Raw genomic sequence first — 26977 nt, forward strand, 5'->3', positions numbered from 1 at the left:
ATAGGCACACAAAGGAAAGGACCTTCCTTTGAACCTGTTTTGGGTCTCTATCTTTTACACCATTAAGGAGGAAAAATTCATTATGAAACTCAAGAAGATTGCTTCTCTGATGCTCGCTGGCGTTATGGCCATCAGCATGCTGGCTGGCTGCTCCAATGGCAACGGTGGCAACGATGGTGAGAACGTTGTTGTTCCCACTGGTGTTGTTGCTAGCGTCATTTCCAAGCTGGATGAGGATACTACCGATCGCGTGACATTTACTGCTGATGCCAAGATGGAGGATGCGCTGGAAGCCTATGCCAAGTCTCTGGGCGACTGGGCAACCAATAGCAGCTCTATCAATGCTACTGCTGATACTTTTAAGAAGCTGGCTGGTCTGCAGGACGCTAACATGACTCTGAGCTTCAGTGATCTTGAAGATTCCGAGACTTACGTGGCAATTGACACTCTGGGCGATAGCAAGGCTGGCTATTCTGAAGAGGCTGCCGCTGCTGAGATCGCTGCCGCAATGGATAAGCTCCTGGCAACTGGCAACTGGTACTACGAAGATTATAATGACGGCAAGGATTACTACACCTTCGAGCACACTGGCAAGGTTGCTGTTGTTAAGGTAGAGAATGTTAACGGTCAGAGCAACTACATCTACGCTTTCACCGTCACCCGCACCCCCACCAAGGTGTCTAAGTAATTTCCTCATTCTACTTATAACACCCCAGTAGCACCATGACTGGGCGTGATGTAAGGGATCTTGGGCAAGAGACCGCCTGAGGTTCGGGTAAATAACCCATCCGATGTGGCGACAAAGGGGAATGTCTAACCAATATTCCTTCTGTTGTTGATCGCACCAAAACAAAAGAACTTTTGCGTCACGAAAGATAGGGTCCCTCTGCGAGGGCCGGCTCTCACGAGCTGGCCCTCGCATTGTTTGTTGTAGAGGCTAGATGATCAAAGAAAAATCCCCGTTTCCCTTTGCGGGAACGGGGATTGGTGATCTTATAGGAGCTTTTCAGCGCGTTGGAAAATTAAGTTGTGCCGGACCTTGCATCGTATTCGGCCGCAGGCCGGGAGCCTCATAAAGAGGCTGGAACTTTGCCGCCGGCTGGGCCTTGTGAAGATTGCAGCAGTCGGCGGTACCAGGTGAAGCTTTTTGCCAAGCTTTTTCTCGAAAAAGCGGGAGAAGCGGGAGGTTAGCGGCGTTTTTTGGAGGTGGATTTTTTGCGGACCGAGTAGCCGAAGGTTCCCAGACGGCGGCCCAGGGCATGGTATTCGCCGTGGCTGTAGGCAATGAGCCGGGCTTTGTCCAGATGGAGCTTGCCCTCGCTGTCCAGAAGATCCTCGTCCACACAACAGCCGACCACTTCGGCCAGGAACATGTCGTGGCTGCCCAGGGGAATGACCTGGGTGACCCGGCACTCCAGATTGACCGGGCTCTCCTCCAGAATGGGACAGTCAGGCAGGGCGGAGCCCGGCGCGGCATGAAGCCCCATGGCCTGGAACTTGTCCACGTCCCGGCCGCTCTTGACTCCGCACCAGTCCACTGCCCTGACTAGGGCCTCGGTGGGAAGATTGATGGTAAACTTCCCGCTCTCTTTGATCAGATTGTAACTGTAACGCTCGGGCCGGATGCTGATGGACACCATGGAAGGCTTGGTGCAGATGGTGCCGGCCCAGCCGATGGTGATGAGGTTGGGTTTTTCCAGACTGCCGCAGGAGACAAGGACCGGCGGCACCGGGCTCAAAAGGGTGGAACCTCTCCAGTTCTGTTTGCTCATCCGTGATACTTCCTTTCGTAGGGCTCCCAGGTCCGCTCGCTGATGATGTAGCGGGGCCGGGCTTTGGTTTCCATATAAATCTTGCCGATATATTCCCCGATGACGCCCAGACAGATCAGCTGGATGCCGCCCATCAGACAGACAATGCAGACGGTGCTGGCCCAGCCGGCCACGGTGCTGCCCATCAGCCCCATCACCACGGCCCAGATCACCCCGATGAAGCTGACAATGCTGAACAGCATTCCCGCCCCGGTGATCAGCCGGATGGGCTTGTTGGACAGGCTGGTGATGCCGTCAAAGGCAAGACTCAGCATTTTGGACAGGGGATAGTGGCTTTCGCCCGCCAGACGCTCGTGGCGCTCATAGGCCACGGTGGTGCTGGGAAAGCCCACCAGAGGCACCATGCCCCGCAGGAAAATATTCACCTCGTGGTAGTCGGCAAAGCTCTCCAGCACCCGGGCGCTGATGAGGCGATAGTCGGCGTGGTTAAAGACAATGTCCGCCCCCAGCAGGTTCATCAGGTGATAGAACCCCTCGGCGGTGAAACGCTTGAAAAAGGTGTCGGTGTCCCGGCGGCTCCGCACGCCGTACACCACCTCGGCCCCGTCCAGGTACTTCTGCACCATCTCGTCCATGGCGTTGATGTCGTCCTGACCGTCGCAGTCGATGGAAATGGTGATGTCGCACTTGTCCCGGGCTTCCATCAGGCCCGCCAGGACCGCATTCTGATGGCCACGATTGCGGCTCTGGCTGATGCCGATGAAATGCTCGTCCTGCCGGGCAAACTGGCAGATCAGCTCCCAGGTGCGGTCCCGGGACCCGTCGTTCACAAAACAGACCCGGCTGCGGTCGCTGATGAGGCCTGCCCCGGCCAGGTCCAGCACCTTCTGCAAAAACTGGGGCGCCGTGATGGGCAGCACTTCTTCTTCGTTGTAGCAGGGGATGATGATCCAGAGAATCGGTTTTCCGCTCATGATGAGAAGCTCCTTTGGCGTTTTATTGGGACAGCCTGCGCAGGGCGTCGGGGTCCCGCAGTTTAAAGCTGCTGCGGTAGGTGTCCAGCAGACCCTCCCGCTGCATCCGGCCCAGCTCCCGGCTGAGGGCGCTGCGGTCACAGTTGAGATAATCGGCCAGCTGGGCCCGGGTAAAGGGAATGCGGAAGGTCAGCTGCCCGGCCCGGTCGGCCTCGCTGAGCAGATAGGCGGACACCTTGGCCCGCAGACTGCGCAGAAGCAGCAGATCCACCCGCCGCGCCAGCAGAAAATATTTGTCACTGATGGTGCGCACCAGATTTTGAAGCACCTGCTGCCCGGCGGCGGTGCCGTCGGGGCAGAGAAGCCGCTCGTAGGGGATCAGCAGGACTTCGCAGGGGGTGACGGCGGTGACGGTCACCGGGCTGTACAGGCTGGAGCCCCCCAGCACGTCCCCGAAGATGCCTCCGGGCCCCATTCGGGTGATGGGCAGGGGGCTGCCGTTGGGAGCCCGGCGGACCGCCTCGATCCGGCCCGACAGGATGACCCCCACGCTGTGGCTGGGAGCTCCTGCCTGAACCAGCACCGCGCCCCGGTTGTAGCTGCGGCGGGCGGCGCCGATCCGGGCCAGAAGGCCGGTCAGGTCCTCCTCGTTCAGACCGCTGAACAGGGCGGTGGATTGTAAGAGTGTAACGTCGTTTTGCATGAATTGGTTCCAATGGCGCGGCCGGCCCGGGCGGGCCGGAGCGCCGGCAATGATGGTGTGTTCCAGGGGCCTGCGGACCGGAAAGGGTGCGGGGCAGCCGGGCCCCGCCGCCCGGACCGGCAGGCGTTCTGTTGCATATGCAACGGTATTTTCCTTTTCATTATAGTAGAATGATGCCTGCAAAGCAAATGGTTTTGTGCAATTTTTGGAAATTGTAAAAATTGGAAAGTGAGAAGGAACGAAACAATGAAGAAATGGATTTCTCTGCTGCTCTCGGCAGCCATGCTTTTGTCCCTGGCAGCCTGCGGGAGCTCGGCCTCCGGCAGCACGGCGGCTTCCAGCGAAGCAGCCTCCAGCCAGGCGGCCTCCAGTGAGGCCGCATCCTCGGAAGAGGCCGCCGAGCCCCTGTCCACCACCGACCCCGTTCGGATTGCCGGCCTGAAGGGCCCCACCACCATGGGCCTGGTCAACCTGCTGCCCATGCAGGAGGAGGGCACCGCATCCCTCAGCTATGACCTGCAGCTCTACGGCGCTGCCGACGAGATTGTCCCCCTGCTGACCAAGGGCGAGCTGGACATGGCCGCGATTCCGGCCAACCTGGCCGCCACCCTCTACCAGAAAACCCAGGGCGGCATCCAGGTGATGGCCGTCAACACCCTGGGCGTCCTGTATGTGGTGGAGAAGGGTGACACCGTCCAGTCGGTGGCCGACCTGAAAGGCCGCACCATCCTGTCCACCGGCAAGGGCACCACCCCCGAGTACGTCCTGCGCTACATTCTGGAGCAGAACGGCATTGATTCCGACCAGGATGTGACCATTGAGTTCTACAGCGAGGCCACCGAGGTCACCGCCCAGATGGCGGTGGCAGAGGACGCCATTGCAGTGCTGCCCCAGCCCTATGTGACCTCTGCCTCCATGCAGGATGACACCCTGCGGGTGGCTCTGGATCTGACCGAGGAGTGGGACAAGATCTGCGACACCCAGCTGATCACCGGCGTGACGGTGGTCCGCACCGAGTACGCCCAGGAGCACCCCGACGTGGTGGCCGCCTTCCTGGAGGACTACACCGCCAGCGTGGACGCCGCCAACAATGACCTGGACGGCACCGCCGCCCTCTGCGAGGAGCAGGGTGTGGTGGCCAAGGCAGCTATCGCCAAGGCGGCTCTGCCCAACTGCAACATCGTCTGCACCACCGGCGAGGATATGAAGGCCGACGTGGCAGGTTATCTGCAGGTGCTGTATGATGCCGACCCCGCCGCTGTGGGCGGCTCCATGCCGGACGACGGCTTCTACTGGCTGGGCGAATGAGAAGGCCCCGGCCCGCTCAAAAATCACCCGAAAACGGAAAAGGGGTGCCCCTTGCGGGGCGTCCCTTTTTGGTTTATACTTTTCTGGAACAAAGCAAAAGGAGGTGTGCTGTGAAATCCAAGAAAAAGTCCTGGCCCGCCCGTCTGGCGGCGGTGGCGTTCTGGCTGGCCCTGTGGCAATGGGCCGCCGTGGCCGTGGGTCAGGAGGTGTTTCTGGTGTCCCCCATCCGGGCGGCCGGGACCCTGCTGCAGCTGCTGCCCACCGGGGATTTCTGGGCCCGGGTGGCCTTTTCCAGCGGGCGGATTCTGCTGGGGTTTGGCCTGGGCGCGCTGTGCAGCGTGGCTCTGGCGGTGGGGGCGCGGCTGTCCCGGACGGTGGAGCTGCTGCTGGACCCGGTGATGCAGCTGGTGAAGGCCACACCAGTGGCCAGCTTTGTGATTCTGGCCCTGGTGTGGGTCCGTGGGAAGGATTTGAGCATCCTCATCAGCTTCCTGATGGCGGTGCCGGTGCTGTACAGCGCCGTCCGCACCGGCATCCAGAGCACCGACGTCCAGCTGCTGGAAATGGCCAGGGTGTTCCGCCTGCCGGCGGGACGGCGTCTGCGGGCCATCTGGCTGCCGGCGGTGCTGCCGGCCTTCCGGGAGGGGTGCCGCACCGCCCTGGGTTTGTGCTGGAAGAGCGGCGTGGCCGCCGAGGTCATCGGCCTGCCTGACGGCAGCATCGGCGACGCCCTCTACCGGGCCAAAATCACCCTCTCCACCGGGGACCTGTTTGCCTGGACCTTTGTCATCATCTGCCTGTCCGCCCTGTTTGAGAGGGCCTTCCTGGCTCTGCTGGGGCTGGCGGTGCGGCGCGTCTGCGGGGAGGGAGAGCCATGACGCTGCAAGTGGAACATCTGACCAAGCGCTTTGGGGAACACCTGCTGTTTGAGGATTTAACCTTCTCGGCGGCGGCCCCGGCGGTGCTGTGGGCTCCCAGCGGCTGGGGCAAGACCACCCTGCTGCGGATTCTGCTGGGCCTGGATAAACCCGACAGCGGTACGGTCGCCGGGGTGGGCCGGGCGGCGGCGGTCTTTCAGGAGGACCGGCTCTGCCCCCAGATGTCGGCGGTGGACAATGTGCTGCTGGTCCTGCCCGACGGCAAAGCCTGCCGCTCCGCGGTGGAGGAAGACTTTGCCCTGCTGGGCATGACCGGCGAGGCCCTGACCCTGCCGGCGGCCCGGCTGTCGGGCGGACAGAAGCGGCGGGCCGCCCTGCTGCGGGCGGTGTGGGCCAAAGCCGACACCCGCCTGCTGGACGAGCCCTTCACCGGTCTGGACCCCGTGTCCATGGAAAAAGCGGCGGCTCTGCTGAACCGCCGCTGTGCCGGAGGGCCTGTGCTGCTGGCCACCCATGACCGGGCCGCCATTGAGGCCCTGGGCTGGCCGGTGCTCCGGCTGGATGAACTGAAAGGGGGGACCGGCCGTCCCCTGCCTTAAATCAGTTCCTCCAAAATGCTGTTCTGTACGATCATCCCCAGAGGGGTGAGGGCGATGTGGTCCGGGGTCAGGGTCAGGTAACCGGCCCGGGCGCAGTGCTCCAGAAAGGCCTGCTGGTGGGCGGTGAATTCCGCCCCGCCCCGGCGGCGGTATTCGGCCAGATCCAGCCCGTCGGCCAGCCGCAGCTGGAGGATCAGGTAGTCCTCAGCCCCGCAGACCCCGTCGGGCACCGGGTCGGACCCGGCGATGAAAGCGGCGGTGTCGGGGGGATAATAAAACCGCTGGTTTCCCATGCAGCTGTGGGCGGCAGGGCCCAGACCCAGATAGTCCCCGCAGTCCCAGTAGATGCGGTTGTGCTGTCCCTCAAAGCCGGGCCGGGCAAAGCTGGAAATCTCATACTGCTGGTAGCCGGCCCGGGCCAGCTGTTCCACCGCGTAGAGGTAAAAGTCGGCGGCCTGGTCGGGGTCGGGCAGACCCTCGGGGGGACGGCGGCCAAAGGCCGACCCCGGCTCGATCTTGAGCAGGTAGGCGGAGATGTGCTGTGCGCCGCCTTCCTGGATCAGGGCCAGCGTCTGGTCGAACTCAGCCCGGGTGTAATGGGGCAGGGCCAGCATGATATCGCCGCTGATGTTGGCAAAACCGGCCTGCCGGGCGGCGGCAAAGGCAGCCCGGGCCTGGGCGGCATTGTGGGGCCGGCCCAGGGTCCGCAGCTGGGCGTCGCTGGCCGACTGAACCCCCAGCGACAGCCGGTTGACGCCGGCCTCCCGGAAGCCCCTGAGCTGTTCTTCATCCACGGTTTCGGGGTTGGCTTCCAGGGTGATTTCGGCCCCCGGCCGGGGCGCTGCCGCCTGAATCAGGCGCCGGGCCTGAGCCGGGGTGAGGAGGCTGGGGGTGCCGCCTCCAAAGTAGACGGTATCCGGCGCACCGGGCAGCGGATGCCGGTGCAATTCCCGCAGCAGGGCGTCAATGTAGGCGTCAGGGACGCCCCGCTGGCCCCCGGCGGCGTAGAAATCACAGTACCGGCAGCGGGAAAAACAATAGGGAATATGGTAGTACAATCCGAAAGACAAAATCAGTCACAGCCTTTTCATGAAACGTTCATTTCTCTATAGTATACTGTAACCATCAGAGCGGGGCAAGAGCCCATGACACCCCCGCCCGTGGAAAAAGGAGTGTCTTATATGAATTATTACAACAACGATTACGACCGCGGCTACACCGAAGCTACGATGTCCGCTGCCGATTATATGGCCCGGACCTACCGCTGGATGGCCTGCGGCCTGGTGGTAACCTTTGCCGTGGCGTTTCTGACGGTCACGACGCCTCTGTTTTATCTGGTGAACTCGCTGTATCTGGTGCTGACCATTGCCGAGCTGGCTCTGGTGTTTACCCTGAGCGCACGGCTGCAGCGGATGTCGGTGGGCGCCGCCCGGGGCGTGTTCCTGGCTTATTCGGCCCTCAACGGCATGGTCTTGAGCTATTATTTCCTGCTGTTCTCGGTGAACACCCTGGTGATGGCCTTCCTGAGTACCGCCATTTATTTTGGGCTCATGGCGTTCTATGGCCACACCACCAACAAGGATCTAACCAGCTGGGGGCCCAAGCTGATGATGGGTCTGATGGCCATGATGGTTACCGGTCTGGTGGGCACCCTGTTCGGATTCGGCATTGGCGCATCTCTGCTGTACAGCGGCATCGGCCTGGTGGTCTTTATGCTGCTGACCGCCTACGATACCCAGAAGCTGCATCAGATGTATGCCTACTATGCAGCCGACAGCGAACTGGCTGAGAAGGCCAGCGTCTACGGCGCTCTGACCCTGTATCTGGACTTCATCAACATTTTCCTGTTCGTCCTGCGTCTGCTGGGCATGGGCAACCGCAGCCGCGACTAACTTACTTTTTCGGAGAAAAAGTAAGCAAAAAGCTTTTCACTGTGTACCATACAGTTTGCGGGTCTCCGGCAGTTCCGCTGGGCCTGCACGCTCCGGCTCGCTCATTACGTTTGCGCCTGCGGCGCAGTACGATGCAGACGAAACCGGTTGACGGGCTCCACTGCGCAGACGCTTGGATGCCAACTGAAGGAAACACAGTACAGCGGTATCTCTCATAACAAAAATACTCCCTCATCCGCAAAGCCTGCCCGGGCTGAACGGATGAGGGAGTTTTTCTTTTGCCAAAAAGGGGCGGAAAAGATGGCCGGGACGGCGAAAAGAACACGCATTACAAGTGACTGAATGATTTTCAAATTCAAAAACAGGCAGCAAAAAATCCCCGCCCCGGAAAGGAGCGGAGATTCTGATTTTTATGGAACTTTTCTGTGTGTCGAGGTTGCCGGCCCTTTGAAACGATCCTAGACGGTCAACCTCAGGCTATGTTGAGGTTTGCATCGTACCGCGCCGCAGGCGCAAACGCAACGAGCGAGCCGGAACGTAACGGTTCCGCGGAACTATCGGAGACCCGCAAACTGTATGGTACACAGTGAGTCCTCTTGCGCTTAGCCGTTTTTTGCGGCGCGCCACGGCGGGCGCTTGCAAAAAACGGAGCGCGGCGCCAACGGCGGCTCCCTGTTTCGTCCACTGGACGCGGTCGCCGCCGTTGCCTTTGCCTACTTTTCTTCCAGAAAAGTAGGTTACAGGCAGAAGTAGCGCTTGGCGTTGTCGAAGCAGATGCCGCGGACGATCTTCTCCAGAGACTTCTCGTCGTTGGGATACTCGCCGTCCTCAACCCACTGGCCGATCAGGTTGCACATGATGCGGCGGAAGTAGTCGTGACGGGTGTAGCTCAGGAAGCTGCGGCTGTCGGTCAGCATGCCGACGAAGTTGCCCAGCAGGCCCAGGTTGGCCAGGGACTTCATCTGGTTCTCCATGCCCACCTTCTGGTCGCAGAACCACCAGGCGGAACCGGCCTGAATCTTGCCGGGGATCTCGTCGTCCTGGAAGCAGCCCAGGATGGTGCCGATCTGCTCGTTGTCCACCGGGTTCAGGCTGTAGATGATGGTCTTGGGGCACTCGGCGGTGTCGGTCAGAGCGCTCAGCAGAGCAGCAATGTTGCCGCCGCAGGTGTTCTGGTTGATCATGTCAAAGCCGGTGTCGGGTCCCAGCAGGGCGTTCATCTTGCGGTTAACGCCGCGCAGGCAGGAGTAGTGCAGCTGCATCACCACGTTGTGCTTGTGGTAGAGCTTGCCCATGTGGATCAGCAGGGCGGTCTGGTACTTCTCGGCCTCCTCCACGGTGACGGCTTCGCCGGCCATGGCCTTCTTGTAGATGGCGTCCGCTTCCTCGATGGAAGCCTCACGGTAGGGCACGTAGTCCAGGCCGTGGTCCGCTGCGCGGCAGCCCATCTTGACGAAGAACTCCAGCCGCTCAGTCAGAGCGTCCATGACGCAGTGGATGCAGGCCAGCTTCTCCTTGCCGACGCTGGCAGCCAGCTTGCCCATGTATTCCACAAAGCCGGGCTTGTTGATGTTGACGGCCTTGTCGGGACGGAAGGAGGGAGCCACGGTGAACTTGATGGTGGGATCGTTCTTGATCTTCTCGTGCCACTCCAGGCTGTCGATGGGATCGTCGGTGGTGCCGATGAAGGCCACGTTGGACTGCTCGATCAGGCCGCGGACGGTCAGCTTGGGATCGTTCTGCAGCTTCTCGTTGCACAGGTTCCAGACTTCCTCAGCGGTGTCGCCGTTCAGGACGCCCTCATAGCCGAAGTATTTCCGCAGCTCCAGGTTGGTCCAGTGATACATGGGGTTGCCGATGGCCATGGGCAGGGCCTCGGCGAACTTCTGGAAGCGCTCACGGTCCGACTTGGAACCGGTAATGTACTCCTCGGGCACGCCGTTGGAACGCATCACGCGCCACTTGTAGTGGTCGCCGGCCAGGCTGCCGTCGGGCTGCCGGCCGCCCAGCCAAACCTGGGTGATGTTCTCAAACTTGCGGTTCTCATAAATTTCCCGGGGGGAAATGTGGCAGTGATAGTCGCAGATGGGCATATCCGCCGCATAGGTGTGGTACAGGTGCTGTGCGGTGGGAGACTGAAGCATGAAGTCTTTATCCATAAATGCTTTCATGGTTTTATTACTCCTTTTTTCGCTAGGTTCCAGCGTGTTCAATGGATCGTCTGCGCCAGGGCAGAGTTTCACTTAGTTATAGTATACCTTAAACAGGGCATTGTATACAACTGAAAAACTGCTGAATTTTGATAGAATTCCTTGTGTAAACCGCTGGAATTTGTGGATGGGGCCTGTTTTGGCCGGAAAACCCAAAAGAAACACTTGACTTCTTTGTATACAAGATCTTAAAATAGAAGAAGAAATCCGGCGGGAGCGGTCCTGCCGGCGCTGGAAGAGTGAACGTGTAAAGGAGAGCATGAGATGGAAACTTTGAATTATAAGGTTCTGGCCCAGACTGGCTACAATGGGTACATCCTGAAGGATGCCCCCATCAAGGTGATGCAGTTCGGCGAGGGCAATTTCCTGCGGGCTTTTGTGGATTATTTCTTTGACGTGGCCAATGAGAAGGCCGGCTGGAACGGCAAGGTGAGCCTGGTGCAGCCCATCGGCAACTTCCCCCAGATGGCCGACTGGATCAACGAGCAGGAGGGCCTGTACACCCTGTACCTGCGCGGCAGCGAGAAGGGCCAGAAGGTGGACGACAAGCGGGTGATTTCCTGCGTGGCCAACTGCGTGTGCCCCTACAGCGAGGGCAAGTGGGCCGAGGTCCTGGCTCTGGCCGCCAGCCCCGATCTGGAGATCATTGCATCCAACACCACCGAGGCCGGCATCGCCTACACCAAGGGCGACAGCGAGTTTGACCAGGTGCCTCCCAACAGCTTCCCCGCCAAGCTGACCCGCGTGCTGTACGAGCGCTACAAGGCCTTTAACGGCGCCGCCGACAAGGGCCTGATCATCCTCTCCTGCGAGCTGATCGACAACAACGGCAAGGAGCTGCAGAAGTGCTGCAACAACTACGCCGCCGACTGGGGCCTGGATCAGGCCTTCATCGACTGGATGAACACCGCCAACACCTTCTGCTCCACCCTGGTGGACCGCATCGTCCCGGGCCGCATCCGCGATCCTCAGGAGATGGCTGCCATCGAGGAGGCCAACGGCTACCACGATCAGGTTCTGGACGTGGGCGAAGTGTTCGGCGTCTGGGTCATCGAGGGTCCGGCCTGGCTGGAGGACAAGCTCCCGTTCAAGAAGGCCGGCGTCAACGTCATGGTGGTGCCTGACGTCACCCCCTACAAGAAGCGCAAGGTCCGCATCCTGAACGGCGCCCACACCGGCTTTGTTCTGGGCGCATACCTGGCCGGCTACGACATCGTCCGCGACTGCATGCACAACGACACCATCCGCGAGTTCATGAACAAGATGCTGTATGAGGAAGTCATCCCCACTCTGCCTCTGGACAAGGACGACCTGATGGCCTTTGCCGCCGCCGTGCAGGACCGCTTCAACAACCCCTTCATCAACCACGAGCTGATGAGCATCTCTCTGAACTCCACCTCCAAGTGGAAGGCCCGCAACATGCCTTCCTTCCTGGAGTACATCAAGGAGAAGAACGAGCTGCCCAAGTGCCTGACCATGAGCCTGGCCGCTTACATTGCCTTCTACTCCAGCGACATCCAGGAGCGCACCGCCGACGGCCTGATCTGCAAGCGCCCCGCCGGCAACACCTACAAGATCCAGGATGACGCCTGGGCTCTGGACTTCTACTACGCACACAAGGACGACTCCGCCGCCGATCTGGTCCATGCTGTTCTGACCAACACCCAGATGTGGGATCAGGACCTGACCGCCATCCCCGGCGTGGAGGCCGCTGTCCTGGCCGATCTGGAACTGATCCGCAGCCAGGGCGCCGAGGCCGCTTACAAGAGCTGCCTGTAAGACCCGATTCAGGGTGTCTGTGACAGACCCGACGCCTCTCCTGTGAGGCGCGCCGGCACACCCGACCCATCCGCCGGCGGGGGAATGCCCCGCCGGCTTTTTTGATAAGACAAGGAGAACTGCAACTATGGCGCAGGTTATTCATATCAGCCCCATCGACAACGTGGTGGTGGCGCTGCATCCCATCGCCAAGGGCCAGACGGTGGAAGCCGACGGCCTGTCGGTGACCGCTCTGGAGGACATTCCCCAGGGCCACAAGATGGCAGTGAAGCCCATCCGGGCAGGGGAGGACGTCATCAAGTACGGTTTCCCCATCGGCCACGCCACCGAGGACGCCCAGCCCGGCCGCTGGATGCACACCCATAACGTCAAGACCAACCTGTCGGGCGAGGTGGAGTACAGCTACAACCCCGCCTGCGACCTGGCCCCGCTGCCCCATGTGGAGCCCGAGACCTTTATGGGTTTCCGCCGCAAGGACGGCCGCGCCGCCATCCGCAATGAAATCTGGATCATCCCGGTGGTAGGCTGCGTCAACGAAAACGCCAAGAAGATGGTGCAGGACAACCAGGATCTGGTCACCGGCAGCATCGAGGGCCTGTACACCTTCCCGCATCCCTTCGGCTGCAGCCAGACCGGTCACGACCACGCCCAGACCCGCAAGCTGCTGGCCGCTCTGGTGCGCCATCCCAACGCCGCCGGCGTGCTGGTGCTGCACCTGGGCTGTGAGAACATCCAGCCCGACCAGTTTAAGGCCGAGCTGGGCGAGTACGACCCCGACCGCGTCAAGTTCCTGGTCTGCCAGGACGTGGAGGACGAGTTCGCCGCTGCCCGCAAGCTGCTGGAAGAGCTGGCCGACTATGCCCGCCAGTTTGAGCGCCAGCCCATCCCGGTGTCGGAGCTGGTGGTGGGCATGAAGTGCGGCGGCTCGGACGGCCTGTCCGGCATCACCGCCAACCCCACCATCGGCCGGTTCTCAGATATGCTGGGCCAGCGGGGCGGTTCCACCGTCCTGACCGAGGTGCCCGAGATGTTCGGCGCTGAGGGCTTCCTGATGAACCGCTGCATCAACCGCGACGTCTTTGTCAAGGCCGAGCAGATGCTCAACGGCTTCAAGAATTACTTCATCAGCCACAACGAGGTGGTCTACGACAACCCCTCTCCGGGCAACAAGCAGGGCGGCATCACCACCCTGGAGGACAAGAGCTGCGGCTGTGTCCAGAAGGGCGGCACCGCCCCCATTATGGACGTCATCGGCTACGGCGACCCCGTGGTCACCAAGGGCCTGAACATGCTGTACGGCCCCGGCAATGACCTGGTGTCGGCCACCGCCATGACCGCCGCCGGCGCGCATATGATTCTGTTCTCCACCGGCCGCGGCACCCCCTTCTCGGCGCCGGCTCCCACCCTGAAGCTGTCCACCAACACCCCGTTGGCGGAGAAAAAGCCGGGCTGGATCGATTTCAACGCCGGCGTCATCGCCGACGGCAAAAAGACCATCGACGAGACCGCTCAGGACCTGCTGCAGCTGGTGATTGATACCGCCAGCGGCAAGCAGACCAAGGCCGAAATCAACGGATTCCGGGATATCTCCATCTTCAAGGACGGCGTCGTCCTGTAAAAGCACAGAAAAGGGCCATGCTGAAAAAATCGGCATGGCCCTTTGGCGCAAAATCTGGTACAATAAAGGCAACACAGACCGGCGGGCAGACCGCCCGCAGCACTTGACAGGAGGTATATGCTATGAATCAGATTACCACCCGCTACATCACCGAAGGGGACGCCTGCTACGAGCAGTACGTCATCACCGATTCGGCTGCCAAGACCGAGCTGGTCATCACCCCGGAGCGGGGCGGCATGATCACCGGGTTCTCCCTGGAGGGGGACGAATACATCTGGATTCGCCGGCCCAATTTCAGCGAGTGCAACCGGCCCCGTTTTGCGGTGCCCATCCTGTTCCCCAGCTGCTCCAACCCGGACAACGGCGTCCACATTTTTGACGGCAAGGCCTATCCCATGGAGACCCACGGCCTGGCCGACCTGTGCCCCTGGCAGGTGGACAGCGTAGGCCCCGACGGCGTCACCCTGATGCTGCAGTCCAGCCCGCTGACCAAGTTCCTGTATCCCTTTGACTTCACCCTGATGGTGACCTACAATCTGGACGGCAACACCGCTTCCATCGACCTGACCGTCATCAACGACGGCGAGCAGCCCATGCCTTTCAGCTTTGGCTATCATCCCTATTTTGTGGCCAGCGCTCTGGAGAACGTGGACTTTGACATCCGCTGCGCCACCTGTTCTGAGGATGCCAAGGGCGAGCAGCCCGCCGCACCCGAGAAGATCACCCTGACCCGGAAGCCCGGCGCCGACAACAGCATCCGGCTGCTGACCGGCGTGGAGTTCCCCATGTCCTTCACCGACAAGGGCAACGGACACAAGGTGACGGTGGATGCCGACGAGAGCTTTACCAACGGTGTGCTGTGGCAGCAGGATGCCGAGAACTTTGTCTGCATGGAGCCCTGGAACGGCTGGGCCAACAGCGTCAACGAGGAGGGCAAGCACGAAGTGCTGGAGCCCGACGAGGCCATGACCAGCACCTGGACCATCACCATCGAAAAGGTCTAACTTCCCGCTTTTTCGAGAAAAAGCTTGCAAAAAGCTTTACCTGGTACCGCAAACTGCTGTAATCTTCCCAAGGCCCAGCCGGCGGCAAGGTTCCAACCGCTTTAGAAGGTTCCCGGCCTGCGGCGCTTTTTCGAGAAAAAGCTTGCAAAAAGCTTTACCTGGTACCGCAAACTGCTGTAGTCCTCCCAAGGCCCAGCCGGCGGCAAGGTTCCAGCCGCTTTAGAAGGTTCCCGGCCTGCGGCCCGCTTCGATTGCAGGCGGGTTCAAAATCTGGCTTGATGGGCTGCGATTTGAACGTTCCCGAACGGTGGCCCGGTACAAAGCAAACACGCTTTCATACTGTTTTGAATGGTGTCTGACGGCGCATCATCGGGTTTCCCAGTGATGCGTCCAACAAATCCACAAAATGCGACAACCCCCGCCTCATGTAAGGCGAGGGTTGTTGTTTTATACAGGGGAACAGTCGGATAAAGTAAAATCGGATGATACCGGAATGCAGCATGGTGCAAAGGCTGAAGCCCGGCGCTCTGCCAACAGGAGAGAGAAAAAATCCTTTGGCCGGACTGTGCCAACATACACCCATTGCCAACATACACCCATACACCAAAGCCCTGGAAATAACCCGCAAATAAAAATCCCTGCCCCAAACAGGAGCAGGGATTTGGTGTTTATGGCGCTTTTAGCCGTGGACGCACGAGGCCGTCAAAATCGGGCTATGCCAGGACTTTGCATCGTACCCGGGCGCAGCCCGAACCTGACGTGAGCGCGGCATAGTTTGCACCCCTCACAACCGCTCTAAAGAGCGGCCAGGGTGAATGTATCCAGCAAAAGATAAACCAGGTTATAGCAGGACTTTGCATCGTACCCGGGCGCAGCCCGGACCTAACGTGAGCGCGGCATAGTTTGCAGCCCCCACAAACGTCCTAAAGAGCGGTCAGGGTGAATGTATCCAGCAAAAGATAAACCAGGTTATAGCGGGACTTTGCATCGTACCGGGCCGCAGGCCCAAGCGCCGGGAGCGAGCCAAAGCGTAAAGGCCCCGTGGAACCGCCGGAGACCCGGAAACTGTATGGTACACAGTAAAAGTCTTTTGCTTACTTTTCTTCCAGAAAAGTAAGTTAGCCGGGCTGACGGCCGAGGTAGGCGAGGATGCCGCCGTCGGCGTAGAGGATCTGGCCATTGACGAAGTCGGAGGCGTGGGAGGCCAGGAATACACAGGGACCTACCATGTCCTCGGCTTCGCCCCAGCGTCCAGCCGGGGTCTTGGACAGGATGAACTGGTCAAAGGGATGACGGCTGCCGTCCGGCTGACGCTCGCGCAGGGGCGCGGTCTGGGGAGTGGCAATGTAGCCGGGTCCCATGCCGTTGCACTGGATGTTGTACTCGCCAAACTCCGAGGCAATGTTCTTGGTCAGCATCTTCAGACCGCCCTTGGCTGCCGCATAACCCGACACCGTCTCACGGCCCAGCTCACTCATCATGGAGCAGATGTTGATGATCTTGCCGGCACGCTTTTCGATCATGTCCGGCAGCACTGCCTTGGAACAGTTGAAGGCGCCCACCACATGGACGTTCAGCACCTTCTGGAAATCCTCGGTGCTGGTCTCCAGCATGGGCTTGCGCTGGATGATGCCGGCGTTGTTCACCAGAATGTCCACCGGGCCCACATCCTGCTTGATCTGGGCTACCATGGCCTGGACGGCCTCCCAGTCGGTGACGTCCGCAACATAGCCGTGGGCGTCGATGCCGGCCTCTTTGTAGGCCGCCATGCCCTTTTCATAGCTGGACTGGGACGAGCAGTTGAAGCAGACCGTGGCCCCGCAGCGGGCCATCCCTTCGGCGATCGAAAAGCCGATGCCATGGGCGCCGCCCGTGATCAGCGCCACTTTGCCGCTCAGGTCAAATGCAGAAAGTTCCATGGGGAAAAGCTCCTTTCTTTCCAGAGGTGTGTTGTATCCTTTGATGTATACTAGGCAAAAATTTAACAAGAAAGACCCCGTACCCGGCGTGCACCGGATACGGGGCCTTGTGGCATAACGTTACAAGCCCGGTCTGCCCGGAGCTGGCAGTTTAGCGCAGGTCGGTGGTGGCGATGTTGTCCATGTCGTCAAACTCCATGTTCTCGCCGCCCATCGCCCAGATGAAGGTGTAGTTGGAGGTGCCCACGCCGCTGTGGATGCTCCACGACGGGCTGATGACCGCATCCTCATTGTGCATGACGATGTGGCGGGTCTGGGTGGGCTCACCGCACATGTGGAAGACCACCTGTCCCTCAGGCAGCTCGAAATAGGTGTAGATCTCCATCCGGCGCTCGTGGGTGTGGCTGGGCATGGTGTTCCAGTTGGACCCCGGCTCAAGCTCGGTCATGCCCATGCTGAGCTGGCAGGTCTTGAGGACGTCGGGGTGAATGAACTGGTTGATGGTCCGCTTGTTGCAGGTCTCCACGCTGCCCAGAGGCCGATGGTTGGCATCGGCCATCTTGATCAGGCGGGTCTCATAGGCGCAGTGGGCCGGGGCCGACACCATATAGAACTTGGCGGGGCAGGAGGGATCAGCCGAAGCAAAGGTGACCTCCTTGGTGCCCTGGGTGATATACAGGCAGTCCTTGTAGCCCAGCTCGTACCGGACGCCGTCGGCGACGACGATGCCGGTGGAACCCTTGCCGATGTTGAACATGCCGATCTCGCGCCGCTCCAGGAAATAGTGGGTGCCGAAGTTGGCCCAGATGTCGATGCCCTTGTCGATGGACACCACTTCATGAACCGGCATGCAGCCCAGGGTGACCATGCGGTCCACATGGCTGTAGACGGCCACCACTTCATCGGCCTTGTACAGGCCGGTGATGAGCATTTCGTCCCGCATTTCCTCGGTGGTGTAGCGCTTGAAATCTTTCTGGTTGCAGGAATAACGGATATCCATGTGACAGCCTCCCGTGCAGCCGCTTTTTAGCGCTGGATACGGCCCGAGCCGTCGCCGCCAGCCAGCTTCTCCACCTCGGAGACGGTGACCATGTTGTAGTCGCCCTCGATGGAGTGCTTCAGAGCGGAAGCAGCCACGGCGAACTCAACAGCGTCCTGGGTGCTCTTGCCGTTCAGCAGGGCGTAGATCAGGCCGCCGCCGAAGGAGTCGCCGCCGCCGACGCGGTCGATGATGCGCAGCTCGTACTTCTTGGAGAAGCAGTACTCGTTGGAAGCAGCGTCGTACAGCATAGCGCTCCAGCCGTTGTCGGAAGCGCTGTGGCTCTCACGCAGGGTGATGGCGACCTTCTCGAAGTGGAACTTGTCAGCCAGCTGCTTGGCAACGCTCTTGTAGCCCTCGTGGTTCAGGGTGCCGCCGTAGATGTCGGTAGCCTCAGCCTCAATGCCGAAGACGTCCTTTGCGTCCTCCTCGTTGGAGATGCAGACGTCCACGTACTGGCACAGGTCGGTCATGGCAGCGCGGGCCTGCTCACGGGTCCACAGCTTGCCGCGGTAGTTCAGGTCGCAGCTGATCTTGACGCCGGCAGCCTTGGCAGCCTTGCAGGCCTGACGGCAGATCTCGACGACGTTCTCGCCCAGAGCCGGGGTGATGCCAGTGAAGTGGAACCAATCCACGCCCTGGAAGATCTTCTCCCAGTCGAAGTCGGAGGGCTGAGCCAGCTGGATTGCGCTGTTGGCGCGGTCGTAGATGCAGACCGAGCCGCGCTGGGAAGCGCCCTTCTCGTTGTAGTAGATGCCCACACGGTCGCCGCCGCGGACGATCATGCTGGTGTCAACGCCGTAACGGCGCAGGCTGTTGACGGCGCACTGGCCGATGGCGTGTGCGGGCAGCTTGGTGACGAAAGCGGCGTCCACGCCGTAGTTGGCCAGCGAGACGGCAACGTTTGCCTCACCGCCGCCGAACGTGAACTCCAGGTTGCTGGCCTGGACAAAGCGCTCGTAGTTGAACGGCTGCAGACGGACCATCAGTTCGCCAAAGGTAACAACTTTCATTGTGATATTCTCCTTCAATGTTATGATTCAGTGTGGGTAGACTTCAAACAACCCGCCGCAGGGCGGATGTCCCGCGGCGGGGTATGGCATGGAAAAAATGGATCAGGCCTTGACCAGGTGGATGGCGAAGCCGCCGATCTCGTCTGCCATGTAGCAGGACATGGTCTTGCCGTCCTTGACGCCCTTGGACTCCAGGTCAAACTTGACGCCGCGGCGGCTCAGGTGATAGATGGCGCGGTCGACGTTGTTGCAGCCGATGGCGATGTGGCCGTTCTTGCCGCGGCCGGGCTTCTTCATGATCTCGAACTCCTTGTTGCCCACGAAGATGCTGGAGTTGCCCGGGGTGACCTTCATGTTCAGCAGGGAAGCCAGAGCGTTGGCGGTAGCCTTGGCCTCGTCCTCGTTCTCGGTGTTGATGCCGATGTGGACCAGACGCAGGCCCAGCATGGTGTCAACGGCCTCCTTGCACATGGCGGTGATCTTGTCCCAATCCTTGGCCTTGATCACGTCGTTCTTGCACATCCAGGTGCCGCCCACGGCGATGATCTGATCGTAGTTCAGATAATCGTTGACGTTCTTGGCGTTGACGCCGCCGGTGCACATCCACTTGGCGCTCTTGAGGGCTGCGCCGATGTTCTTCAGCATGGCGACGCCGCCGTTGGCCTCAGCGGGGAAGAACTTGATGGCCTCGCAGCCCAGGTTCATAGCCTGCTGCATCTCGCCGGCGGTGGAGGTGCCGGGCATAGCCACGCAGCCGCGCTCGATGACGTGCTTGGTGACAGCGGGATCAAAGCCGGGGGCAACCACGAAGGAAGCGCCGGCGTCGATGGCACGGTCAGCCTGATCGATGGTCAGGACGGTGCCGGCGCCCAGCAGCATCTCGGGCATCTCCTTGTGGATCAGCTTGATGCACTCCTCAGCGCAGGCGGTGCGGAAGGTAACTTCAGCTGCGGGCAGGCCGCCGTCGGCCAGGGCCTTGCACAGAGGCAGGGCTTCGTCCACGCTGTTGAAGGCGATAACGGGCACAATGCCGATTTCGTAAATTTTCTCAGCAATAGGATTCATAAACGCATTCTCCTTTACTTTCAGGCTTTGCGCAGTATGACCATGGCCACAGACAAAGCTTGTCCAGGCACACTGTTGTATAATACTAGTATAAACCAAGCGGGGCCGTTTGGTAATACTCACAAAGCACAATGTTTGCAGGGGTAACTTGTATACATTGCATAAAACCGACCAGAAACAGGCTCTCAGGCGCCGGTCAGGCCCAGCCGATCCAGCAGTTCGGCCACGCCGTCGTGGTTGCAGTCCTGTTCCGAGACGATGTCTGCCAGGGCTTGGATGGAGGGCATCCCGTTGGCCATGACGGCGGCGACGCCGGCGGCTTCCAGCATCCGGCGGTCGTTTTCGCTGTCGCCGATGGCCAGCACGCCCTCCCGGGGGATCCCCAGATGGGCGGCCAGCGCCAGCAGGGCCGAGCCCTTGTTGACGCCGGCGGCGGTGGCCTCGATGTTGTCGGGGGAGCCCTGGGTGGCTTCTACGCCGGGAATGGCGGCCAGAAGGGGCAGGGCGGCCTCGGCTTCCTCGCGGGAGGAGAAGAACATGCAGAACTTCTCGATATCTCCGGCGTGGGCTTCAAAATAGGGGTGAAGGTCGGGCAGGACGGTGAACCGTCCGTCGTCGGCCTGTTTGGCCTCGGTGGAGAGGAGCCGGGCGATCCGGGCTTTGGACCAGGCGATGCCGGCGGGGGTCTTGAGGCTCCGTCCGTCGGCAAAGAGGGTCAGATCCCCGTCGAACCGGTCCAGCAGCTGATAGACAGCCCGGGCGGTGTCCGCGGGCAGGGGATTGTAGATCAGACGGGTCGGCTGGGTCACCGGCTCGGGGCCGGGCTCGCCGTACCGGCTGCGGACGGCCGCCAGGGGCTGGTCCCCCAGATCCCAGACGGCGGCGCCGTTGGAGGTGATGGCGTACCGCACCCCGGGGATGGAGGCCACCACCCGCGGCAGGGAGGACAGTCCCCGGCCGGTGGCGGGCAGAACCGCCACGCCCCGGTTCATGGCCTGCTGCAGGGCCTCCAAAGTGCGGGGAGAGACCTGGCTGGCGCGGTTCAGCAGGGTGCCGTCCAGGTCCAGCGCTGCCATTTGAATGGATGGTTTGTTCATAGAGTTTTGGTGTTGTCCTCCAGTACAAAGGTTTCGATGGCCAGAGCCGCACCGTCTTCGTTGTTGGAGGCGGTGATGTGGTTGGCGGCGGCCTTCACGTCGGGGAAGGCGTTGCCCATGGCCACGCCCAGGCCGGCAGCCCGGATCATGCCGATGTCGTTGCCGCCGTCTCCCATGGCCATCAGGGAGGAAACCGGCAGTTTCAGCAGCTCCGCCAGGGCCATCAGGCCGGTTCCCTTGTCCACCCCGGCGGCGTTGATCTCCATGTTCAGGGGCAGGCTGGACACCACGTTGACCCCCAGAGCCTCCACGGCGGCCCAGGCCTTCTGGCGCTCCGCATCATCCACAAAGAAGATGGTGAGCTTTTCCAGGCCCCGCTCCTGCTGGGTGATGAAGGCCCGCAGGTCGGGCAGGGTCTTGCGGGTGTTCAGGACGTAGGCCCGCAGGTTGTCGGGGACAAAGCGAACCGCCGCGGCCCGGTTGGCCTCGGTGGTGTAGCCCTGGCCGTCCTGGAACAGATCCACCAGGCAGTCGTACTGCATCAGCACGTCGTAGGCCGCCAGGGCCTTGTCTCTGGGGATGTACAGCTCCTGGATGGGCTGGCCGGTGGCCAGATCCATGGTCCGGGCGCCGTTGGCGGTGATGGCATAGTGCACCCCCTTGATGGCCAGGAGGTCGGCGGGCAGACCCGCCACGGTGCGGCCGGTGGCCGGCACAATCTCCACGCCCCGGTCCGAAGCGGCTTCCAGGGCCGCCCGGGTGCGGGGCGTCATCTCTTTCTGATCGTTCAGGAGGGTGCCGTCCAGATCGACCGTAATCAGGCGAATGGGTGAAGTATACATTACAGAACCTCAAACTGTCAAGCATGCAATCGGGGCCGGGGGCCGGAAGGGCCCGCCCGGCCGGTTTCCTGTGGGAACGACGTAAAAAGACACGTTCCATTCTTATTTTACTGTACTTTGTCTATTTGCGCAAGGGCAGGGGATGTGTTACAATAACAAAGTATGGCATCCGGCGGGTCAAGTTTGGGCCCGCCGTAAAATGTCCGTAAAAAGCAAGAAAAGTGAACGGTTGTAAGGAGAATATACAAATCATGCTGAACGTTTTAAGGCTGCGGCCTCATCTCTGGTTCCAGCTGTATTGGGTGATTTACCTGGTCTGGTTTTTCGCCCTGGACTGGACCATCACCGACCCCACCTACATCATCCACAGCCCCATCGATGATATGATCCCCTTTTGTGAGTGGTTTATCTTTCCCTATTGCAGCTGGTTCGGACTGCTGGCAGCGGTCACCGCCCTGCTGTGGTGGTACGATACCCCGGCCTACGACAAACTCTGCCTGATGATGTTTTCGGGGATGACCTTCTGTCTGATCCTCTACATGATCCTGCCCAATGGGGTGGACCTGCGGCCCACCGTGGAGCAGGTGGGCCGGGACAACATCGCCATGGACATCATGCAGCTGATCTGGAAGGCGGATGCCTCCAACAACGTCTGCCCCTCCATCCACTGCCAGAGCTCGGCCTGCATGGCGCTGGCCTTTTCCAAGAGCAAGCTGGCGCAGAATCACCCCGGGCGCAAGGTGATCGCCTTCGGCTGGGCGGCGCTGATCTGCCTGTCCACCATGTTCACCAAACAGCACTCCATCATCGACGTGGTCTGCGGTCTGGCGGTGGCGGCCGTGTGGTACTGGCCCCTGTACCGGCGGGGAAACCGCACGCAGCACAAAGCGCTTTCCTGAGGCGGAGGTTTTGGGTTTTTTGTAACCCTCTTGTAAAATTAATTTGATAAAGTTTGAACAAATGGTGCATTGACGCGGATGCAGCTTCCGTCTACAATGGTACTGGGATTTTAAAGAGGGAAGACAAGAAACGCAAGATCATGAAAACAAAAACGTCGAAGGACGAAAGGCAGGAAAGGAGGTGCGCCGTATGGCAGCATCCAGCGCACGAGAAGCAGCGTACCAGACGCTGTGGGGCAGGATCGTCACCATGGAGCTCAAGCCCGGCGACCCGCTCAACGATCGACAACTGGCTGAGGAAATGGGGATCAGCCGCACACCGGTGCGGGAAGCCCTCATTATGCTGAACATCGCGCACATGGTCACCATCAAACCCCAGAGCGGCACCTATGTGGCTCCCATCGACCTCAAGCTGATGCGGCTGGAACAGTTCGCCCGCTTCACCCTGGAAAAAGAGATGCTGTTCCACGTGTACAAGCACTGCAAACCGGAACACATCGCGGCCTACCGCGCCAGCATCCAGGAATACGAACAGGCCGCCGCGGCCCCCGACAGCCCTCTGAAGAACAGCCACATGCTGGAGATTGACAACAAGTTCCACCGGCTGTCCTTTGAGTTCTGCGGGATGGAGGAGCACTTCGACCACATGCTCTCCACCTTCAAGCACATTGAACGGCTGCGCCTGTTCAGCCTGATGCTGGGGGAGAACGCCTCGGTGCCCATCCAGCACGGCCGGATCGTGGACGCCCTGGAAAACGGCACCCCCGAGGCCCTGGAACAGGCCCTGCGGGATCATCTGCAGCGGTACAAGGCCTCGGTGGAGGAGGCCCGCCGCAGCCATCCGGACTATTTCATCGAGGGCTGAGAGGGCCTGAAAACCAAAACAGACGCCGCCGCAAAAAAGAAAGTTTTTCCTTTCTTGGATGACGTTTTTACAACAAAATAGTAAAATAAACCGTGAGAAACGTAAAATTTTTCTCACGGTTTTTTGTATTTGGGAACAATTCACAAAAAGCCCTCCAAAAGAATGGAGGGTTTACCACTTGCCAAAACACGATTGATATACTAGAATGGAAACAACAAGATGCCGCGCTGCGCCCTGCGCAGGGCTGCTGCGCATCAATCCAGCAAAAAGGAGAGAAGACTATGCCAATGCAAATGGGTTTCCGTTGGTACGGCGAAGGCAACGATAAGATCAAGCTGTCCGACATCAAGCAGATTCCCGGTGTGACCAGCATCGTGTGGGCCCTCCACAACAAGATGCCCGGTGAAGTGTGGGAAGTGGAAGAAATCGCCGAGGTGCACAAGCAGCTCGAGCCCTATGGCTTCAACATGGACGTGGTGGAGTCGGTCAACGTTCACGACGACATCAAGATCGGCCTGCCCACCCGTGACGGCTATATCGCCAACTATATCCAGACCATCCGCAATCTGTCCAAGTTCGGCGTGAAGGTGATCTGCTACAACTTCATGCCCATCTTTGACTGGACCCGCACCGACCTGTTCCACCCGGTGGGCGACGGCTCCACCGCCCTGTACTATCAGAAGGACATGATCCAGAGCGATTACAAGGCGATGGCCGACTATATCATGAGCTTCACCGAGAAGTACAACATGACCTTCCCCGGCTGGGAGCCGGAGCGGATGGCCAAGCTGGACGAGCTGTTCAAGGCCTACGCCCCCGTCACCAAGGAGAAGCTGTGGGAGAACCTGAAGTACTTCCTGGAGGCCCTGATGCCGGTCTGCCACGAGTGCGACATCAAGATGGCCATTCACATGGACGATCCCCCCTGGGATATCTTCGGTCTGCCCCGCCTGCTGACCAGCGCCGAGAACATCGACCGGTTCCTGTCCATGGTGGATGATCCCTACAACTGCCTGACCCTGTGCTCGGGCAGCCTGAACGCCGACCCCAACAACAACGTGGCCGACGTCATCCGCAAGCACTGCGACCGCATCGCCTTTGCCCACATCCGCAACGTCAAGCACTTCGAGAACGGCGACTTCTCGGAGGCCAGCCACCGCGACTGTGACGGCGACACCCATATCCTGGAGATCCTGAAGGCCTACCACGACTGCCACTACGAGGGCTACATCCGCCCCGACCACGGCCGTCACCTGTGGGGCGAGGGTCCCGGCAATGTCCGTCCCGGCTATGGTCTGTATGACCGCGCCCTGGGCATCATGTATATGTGGGGCGTCTGGGATATGCTGGACAAGCTGGACGCCGAGAACAAGTAAGTTTTGCCGGTCCTGAACTATGAAAGGGAGCATGGATTCATGAAATTAACCGATATTGAGCACGGCCCCGTAAGCTCCGCCTGGGCGGAGAAGGGCTATCAGCTGCCCAAGTTTGACCGCGAGGCCGTCAAGGCCAAGACCGCTGCCGAGCCCACCTGGGCTCACTTCGGCGCAGGCAACATCTTCCGGGCCTTCCCGGCTGCCATCCTGCAGCAGGTGCTGGACTCCGGCAAGTATGACCGCGGCGTCATCGTGGCCGAGAGCTTTGACTATGAGATCATCGACAAGGCATACCGCCCCTACGACAACCTGAGCCTGCTGGTCTGCCTGCAGTCCACCGGCACCATCGAGAAGAAGGTTGTGGGCGCTGTTACCGAGAGCCTGAAGGTCGATCCTCAGTTCACCGAGGACTGGGCCCGCCTGGTGGAGATCTTCACCGCACCCAGCCTGCAGATGGTGTCCTTCACCATCACCGAGAAGGGCTACGGCTTCTCGCCCGCCGACCTGGAGAAGGGCATGAACGCACAGTTCGCCATGGGCAAGGTCACCGCTCTGCTGTATGAGCGCTACAAGGCCGGCGCCCTGCCTGTCACCCTTCAGAGCATGGACAACTGCTCGCACAACGGCGACAAGGTCAAGGCCGGCGTCATGGCTTACGCTGAGAAGTGGGCCGAGATGGGCCTGGTTCCCGCCGGCTTCGTGGAGTACGTCAAGGATGAGAGCAAGGTCTCCTATCCCTGGAGCATGATCGACAAGATCACCCCGCGCCCCGACGCCAAGGTCCAGAAGATGCTGGAGGACGACGGCTTCGAGGACAACTACACCATCGTCACCGAGCGCCACACCTTCACCGCTCCCTTTGTCAACGCAGAGGAGACCGAGTACCTGGTCATCGAGGACAAGTACACCAACGGCCGTCCCCCGCTGGAGCTGGGCGGCGTCATGTACGCTGACCGCGAGACCGTGGACAAGGTCGAGAAGATGAAGGTCTGCACCTGCCTGAACCCGCTGCACACCGCCATGTCCATCTATGGCTGCCTGCTGGGCTACACCCTCATCAGCGCCGAGATGGCCGACGAGGATATCCGCGGCCTCATCACCAAGATGGGCTACATCGAGGCTATGCCGGTGGTTGTGGACCCGGGTGTCCTGAAGCCCACCGACTTCATCGACGCAGTTCTGAACCGCCGTCTGCCCAACCCCTTCATGCCCGACGCACCCCAGCGCATCGCCACCGATACCTCCCAGAAGCTGTCCATCCGCTTCGGTGAGACCATCAAGGCCTATCAGGCCCGCGGCCTCGATATGAACAACCTGGTCCTGGTTCCGCTGGTTCTGGCCGGCTATGCCCGCTACATCCGCGGCATCGACGACGAGGGCAAGGCCTTTGAGCCGTCTCCCGATCCGCTGCTGGCTGAGCTGAGCGCCATCGTGGCCGGCCTGGAGGTCAAGGAAGGTCCCCAGGACTTCAGCTGCCTGAAGGCTCTCTACAGCCGCAAGGACGTCTTTGGCGTCGACCTGTACGAGGCCGGCCTGGGCGAGAAGATCGAGGGCATGGTGGCCGAGCTGTACGCTGGCCCCGGCGCTGTCCGCAAGACCCTGCACAAGTACGTTTCGGCCCGCTGATTCGTACCCGCTTTCAAAATACCGCACCCGGCGGCCCGGTCTGAGATAGACGGGCCCTGACCCCGGGCAAGCTGGCTATTTCCGCCCCGCGCTGCGTTTGCTTTGCCGCAGTGCGGGGCTTTTTGTACCTTCTTGTCTTTTTTATAGGATTTTATGTACTTGGGATACAACATGGCCTCCGCGCCTTGACATCCCACCAAGTGGGCGGTATCATAAAGAAAAGGGCGGCGCACCCAGCACCGCCTACACAGACGGTGCAGGCGGCTCCTGCACCGTGACAGGAGGTTATAAAAAATGTCTGTCTGTACTGCAAAATCCTTTGACCTGACCGGCAAAGTGGCGCTGATCACCGGCGCATCCTACGGCATCGGTTTCGCCATCGCTACCGCTATGGCCAACTGCGGCGCCACCATCGTGTTCAACGACATCAAGCAGGAGCTGGTGGACAAGGGCCTGGCTTCCTACAAGGAGGCCGGCATCAATGCTCACGGCTACGTCT

Annotated in this window: 24 protein-coding genes; 13 read left to right on the forward strand and 11 right to left on the reverse strand. The window is 60.5% G+C overall.

All coding sequences use genetic code 11. The annotated features are described in order from the left end of the window. Positions 1-82: 82 nt before the first annotated feature. The gene (locus tag B5F27_RS12405) at positions 83-688 is read left to right on the forward strand and encodes a hypothetical protein (protein WP_144066526.1); all 606 of its coding nucleotides are present in this window, start codon (positions 83-85) and stop codon (positions 686-688) included. A gap of 499 nt (positions 689-1187) precedes the next feature. On the opposite strand, the gene B5F27_RS12410 is transcribed toward B5F27_RS12405, so the two are convergent. The 3 genes from B5F27_RS12410 to B5F27_RS12420 are packed head-to-tail and all read right to left on the reverse strand — an operon-like array spanning position 1188 to position 3449. Continuing rightward, on the reverse strand, positions 1188-1772 hold the full coding sequence (locus tag B5F27_RS12410; RefSeq protein ID WP_087368217.1) for a flavin reductase family protein: 585 nt from the start codon (positions 1770-1772) through the stop codon (positions 1188-1190). Continuing rightward, positions 1769-2746 carry a glycosyltransferase family 2 protein gene (locus tag B5F27_RS12415; protein WP_087368218.1) on the reverse strand — a complete coding sequence of 326 codons (978 nt, stop codon included), beginning with the start codon at positions 2744-2746 and terminating at the stop codon, positions 1769-1771. Before B5F27_RS12415 ends, B5F27_RS12410 begins: the two co-directional genes overlap by 4 nt. A 22-nt stretch (positions 2747-2768) precedes the next feature. Beyond that, a complete protein-coding gene (locus B5F27_RS12420) occupies positions 2769-3449 on the reverse strand; it encodes a Crp/Fnr family transcriptional regulator (RefSeq protein WP_087368242.1) in 681 nt (226 codons plus the stop codon). Between the two features lie 246 nt (positions 3450-3695). On the opposite strand from B5F27_RS12420, the gene B5F27_RS12425 reads away from it, so the two are divergent. From B5F27_RS12425 to B5F27_RS12435, 3 genes are all read left to right on the forward strand, one after another. Next, complete coding sequence (locus B5F27_RS12425; RefSeq protein WP_087368220.1) at positions 3696-4757, forward strand: MqnA/MqnD/SBP family protein; 1062 nt, start codon at positions 3696-3698, stop codon at positions 4755-4757. A gap of 110 nt (positions 4758-4867) precedes the next feature. Continuing rightward, the gene (locus B5F27_RS12430) at positions 4868-5635 is read left to right on the forward strand and encodes an ABC transporter permease subunit (RefSeq protein ID WP_242956766.1); all 768 of its coding nucleotides are present in this window, start codon (positions 4868-4870) and stop codon (positions 5633-5635) included. Further along, positions 5632-6234, forward strand: a complete 603-nt coding sequence (locus tag B5F27_RS12435; protein ID WP_087368226.1) for an ATP-binding cassette domain-containing protein — start codon at positions 5632-5634, stop codon at positions 6232-6234. Before B5F27_RS12430 ends, B5F27_RS12435 begins: the two co-directional genes overlap by 4 nt. On the opposite strand, the gene hemW is transcribed toward B5F27_RS12435, so the two are convergent. Beyond that, a complete protein-coding gene (gene hemW, locus B5F27_RS12440; protein WP_087368229.1) occupies positions 6231-7304 on the reverse strand; it encodes a radical SAM family heme chaperone HemW in 1074 nt (357 codons plus the stop codon). The two genes, B5F27_RS12435 and hemW, sit on opposite strands and share 4 nt — an antisense overlap. Positions 7305-7415: 111 nt before the next feature. Between hemW and B5F27_RS12445 the strand changes: the two genes are divergently transcribed. Beyond that, positions 7416-8126 carry a Bax inhibitor-1/YccA family protein gene (locus B5F27_RS12445; protein WP_087246683.1) on the forward strand — a complete coding sequence of 237 codons (711 nt, stop codon included), beginning with the start codon at positions 7416-7418 and terminating at the stop codon, positions 8124-8126. 737 nt (positions 8127-8863) lie between these two features. On the opposite strand, the gene uxaC is transcribed toward B5F27_RS12445, so the two are convergent. Continuing rightward, positions 8864-10297, reverse strand: a complete 1434-nt coding sequence (gene uxaC, locus B5F27_RS12450) for a glucuronate isomerase (protein WP_087368231.1) — start codon at positions 10295-10297, stop codon at positions 8864-8866. A gap of 303 nt (positions 10298-10600) precedes the next feature. On the opposite strand from uxaC, the gene B5F27_RS12455 reads away from it, so the two are divergent. The 3 genes from B5F27_RS12455 (at position 10601) to B5F27_RS12465 (ending at position 14737) form a co-directional block, all read left to right on the forward strand. Next, entirely contained in the window at positions 10601-12115 is a 1515-nt protein-coding gene (locus B5F27_RS12455; protein ID WP_087368233.1) for a tagaturonate reductase, read from the forward strand. Positions 12116-12242: 127 nt separating this feature from the next. After that, complete coding sequence (locus B5F27_RS12460; protein ID WP_087246680.1) at positions 12243-13733, forward strand: altronate dehydratase family protein; 1491 nt, start codon at positions 12243-12245, stop codon at positions 13731-13733. A 122-nt stretch (positions 13734-13855) separates the two neighbouring features. Then, positions 13856-14737, forward strand: coding sequence for an aldose epimerase (locus B5F27_RS12465; protein WP_087368235.1), 882 nt, complete (start codon positions 13856-13858; stop codon positions 14735-14737). Positions 14738-15855: 1118 nt separating this feature from the next. Here B5F27_RS12465 and B5F27_RS12470 read toward each other — a convergent pair. From B5F27_RS12470 to B5F27_RS12495, 6 genes are all read right to left on the reverse strand, one after another. Then, positions 15856-16656: a gluconate 5-dehydrogenase gene (locus tag B5F27_RS12470; protein WP_087246677.1), complete on the reverse strand. Its 801-nt coding sequence runs from the start codon at positions 16654-16656 to the stop codon at positions 15856-15858. A gap of 151 nt (positions 16657-16807) precedes the next feature. Then, on the reverse strand, positions 16808-17656 hold the full coding sequence (gene kduI / locus B5F27_RS12475) for a 5-dehydro-4-deoxy-D-glucuronate isomerase (RefSeq protein ID WP_087246676.1): 849 nt from the start codon (positions 17654-17656) through the stop codon (positions 16808-16810). 26 nt (positions 17657-17682) lie between these two features. Beyond that, positions 17683-18708, reverse strand: coding sequence for a sugar kinase (locus B5F27_RS12480; protein WP_087246675.1), 1026 nt, complete (start codon positions 18706-18708; stop codon positions 17683-17685). Between the two features lie 102 nt (positions 18709-18810). Then, entirely contained in the window at positions 18811-19773 is a 963-nt protein-coding gene (gene eda, locus B5F27_RS12485) for a bifunctional 4-hydroxy-2-oxoglutarate aldolase/2-dehydro-3-deoxy-phosphogluconate aldolase (protein WP_087246674.1), read from the reverse strand. A gap of 185 nt (positions 19774-19958) precedes the next feature. Further along, positions 19959-20870 carry an HAD family hydrolase gene (locus B5F27_RS12490; protein WP_087368238.1) on the reverse strand — a complete coding sequence of 304 codons (912 nt, stop codon included), beginning with the start codon at positions 20868-20870 and terminating at the stop codon, positions 19959-19961. Beyond that, positions 20867-21712: a Cof-type HAD-IIB family hydrolase gene (locus B5F27_RS12495; protein WP_087246672.1), complete on the reverse strand. Its 846-nt coding sequence runs from the start codon at positions 21710-21712 to the stop codon at positions 20867-20869. The genes B5F27_RS12490 and B5F27_RS12495 overlap by 4 nt, the downstream gene beginning before the upstream one ends. Positions 21713-21963: 251 nt before the next feature. Between B5F27_RS12495 and B5F27_RS12500 the strand changes: the two genes are divergently transcribed. The 5 genes from B5F27_RS12500 to B5F27_RS12520 form a co-directional block, all read left to right on the forward strand. Further along, positions 21964-22611, forward strand: a complete 648-nt coding sequence (locus tag B5F27_RS12500) for a phosphatase PAP2 family protein (protein ID WP_206423005.1) — start codon at positions 21964-21966, stop codon at positions 22609-22611. Positions 22612-22801: 190 nt separating this feature from the next. Next, positions 22802-23476, forward strand: coding sequence for a GntR family transcriptional regulator (locus B5F27_RS12505; RefSeq protein ID WP_087246671.1), 675 nt, complete (start codon positions 22802-22804; stop codon positions 23474-23476). A gap of 281 nt (positions 23477-23757) precedes the next feature. Continuing rightward, entirely contained in the window at positions 23758-24852 is a 1095-nt protein-coding gene (gene uxuA / locus B5F27_RS12510; RefSeq protein WP_087246670.1) for a mannonate dehydratase, read from the forward strand. 39 nt (positions 24853-24891) lie between these two features. Beyond that, complete coding sequence (locus tag B5F27_RS12515) at positions 24892-26478, forward strand: mannitol dehydrogenase family protein (protein WP_087368240.1); 1587 nt, start codon at positions 24892-24894, stop codon at positions 26476-26478. A gap of 294 nt (positions 26479-26772) precedes the next feature. Then, positions 26773-26977, forward strand: a 205-nt coding sequence (locus tag B5F27_RS12520; protein ID WP_144066527.1) for an SDR family NAD(P)-dependent oxidoreductase, incomplete at its 3' end; no start/stop codon positions are given.

This window comes from Faecalibacterium sp. An192, from assembly GCF_002160175.1.
GTDB lineage: Bacteria > Bacillota > Clostridia > Oscillospirales > Ruminococcaceae > Faecalibacterium.

Bases quoted from the DNA above. Each gene is read 5' to 3' on its own strand.
- B5F27_RS12405 (WP_144066526.1), top strand. From the start codon at position 83: ATGAAACTCAAGAAGATTGCTTCTCTGATGCTCGCTGGCGTTATGGCC.
- B5F27_RS12410 (WP_087368217.1), bottom strand. From the start codon at position 1,772: ATGAGCAAACAGAACTGGAGAGGTTCCACCCTTTTGAGCCCGGTGCCG.
- B5F27_RS12415 (WP_087368218.1), bottom strand. From the start codon at position 2,746: ATGAGCGGAAAACCGATTCTCTGGATCATCATCCCCTGCTACAACGAA.
- B5F27_RS12420 (WP_087368242.1), bottom strand. From the start codon at position 3,449: ATGCAAAACGACGTTACACTCTTACAATCCACCGCCCTGTTCAGCGGT.
- B5F27_RS12425 (WP_087368220.1), top strand. From the start codon at position 3,696: ATGAAGAAATGGATTTCTCTGCTGCTCTCGGCAGCCATGCTTTTGTCC.
- B5F27_RS12435 (WP_087368226.1), top strand. From the start codon at position 5,632: ATGACGCTGCAAGTGGAACATCTGACCAAGCGCTTTGGGGAACACCTG.
- B5F27_RS12445 (WP_087246683.1), top strand. From the start codon at position 7,416: ATGAATTATTACAACAACGATTACGACCGCGGCTACACCGAAGCTACG.
- uxaC (WP_087368231.1), bottom strand. From the start codon at position 10,297: ATGAAAGCATTTATGGATAAAGACTTCATGCTTCAGTCTCCCACCGCA.
- B5F27_RS12455 (WP_087368233.1), top strand. From the start codon at position 10,601: ATGGAAACTTTGAATTATAAGGTTCTGGCCCAGACTGGCTACAATGGG.
- B5F27_RS12460 (WP_087246680.1), top strand. From the start codon at position 12,243: ATGGCGCAGGTTATTCATATCAGCCCCATCGACAACGTGGTGGTGGCG.
- B5F27_RS12465 (WP_087368235.1), top strand. From the start codon at position 13,856: ATGAATCAGATTACCACCCGCTACATCACCGAAGGGGACGCCTGCTAC.
- B5F27_RS12470 (WP_087246677.1), bottom strand. From the start codon at position 16,656: ATGGAACTTTCTGCATTTGACCTGAGCGGCAAAGTGGCGCTGATCACG.
- kduI (WP_087246676.1), bottom strand. From the start codon at position 17,656: ATGGATATCCGTTATTCCTGCAACCAGAAAGATTTCAAGCGCTACACC.
- B5F27_RS12480 (WP_087246675.1), bottom strand. From the start codon at position 18,708: ATGAAAGTTGTTACCTTTGGCGAACTGATGGTCCGTCTGCAGCCGTTC.
- eda (WP_087246674.1), bottom strand. From the start codon at position 19,773: ATGAATCCTATTGCTGAGAAAATTTACGAAATCGGCATTGTGCCCGTT.
- B5F27_RS12490 (WP_087368238.1), bottom strand. From the start codon at position 20,870: ATGAACAAACCATCCATTCAAATGGCAGCGCTGGACCTGGACGGCACC.
- B5F27_RS12495 (WP_087246672.1), bottom strand. From the start codon at position 21,712: ATGTATACTTCACCCATTCGCCTGATTACGGTCGATCTGGACGGCACC.
- B5F27_RS12500 (WP_206423005.1), top strand. From the start codon at position 21,964: ATGCTGAACGTTTTAAGGCTGCGGCCTCATCTCTGGTTCCAGCTGTAT.
- B5F27_RS12505 (WP_087246671.1), top strand. From the start codon at position 22,802: ATGGCAGCATCCAGCGCACGAGAAGCAGCGTACCAGACGCTGTGGGGC.
- uxuA (WP_087246670.1), top strand. From the start codon at position 23,758: ATGCCAATGCAAATGGGTTTCCGTTGGTACGGCGAAGGCAACGATAAG.
- B5F27_RS12515 (WP_087368240.1), top strand. From the start codon at position 24,892: ATGAAATTAACCGATATTGAGCACGGCCCCGTAAGCTCCGCCTGGGCG.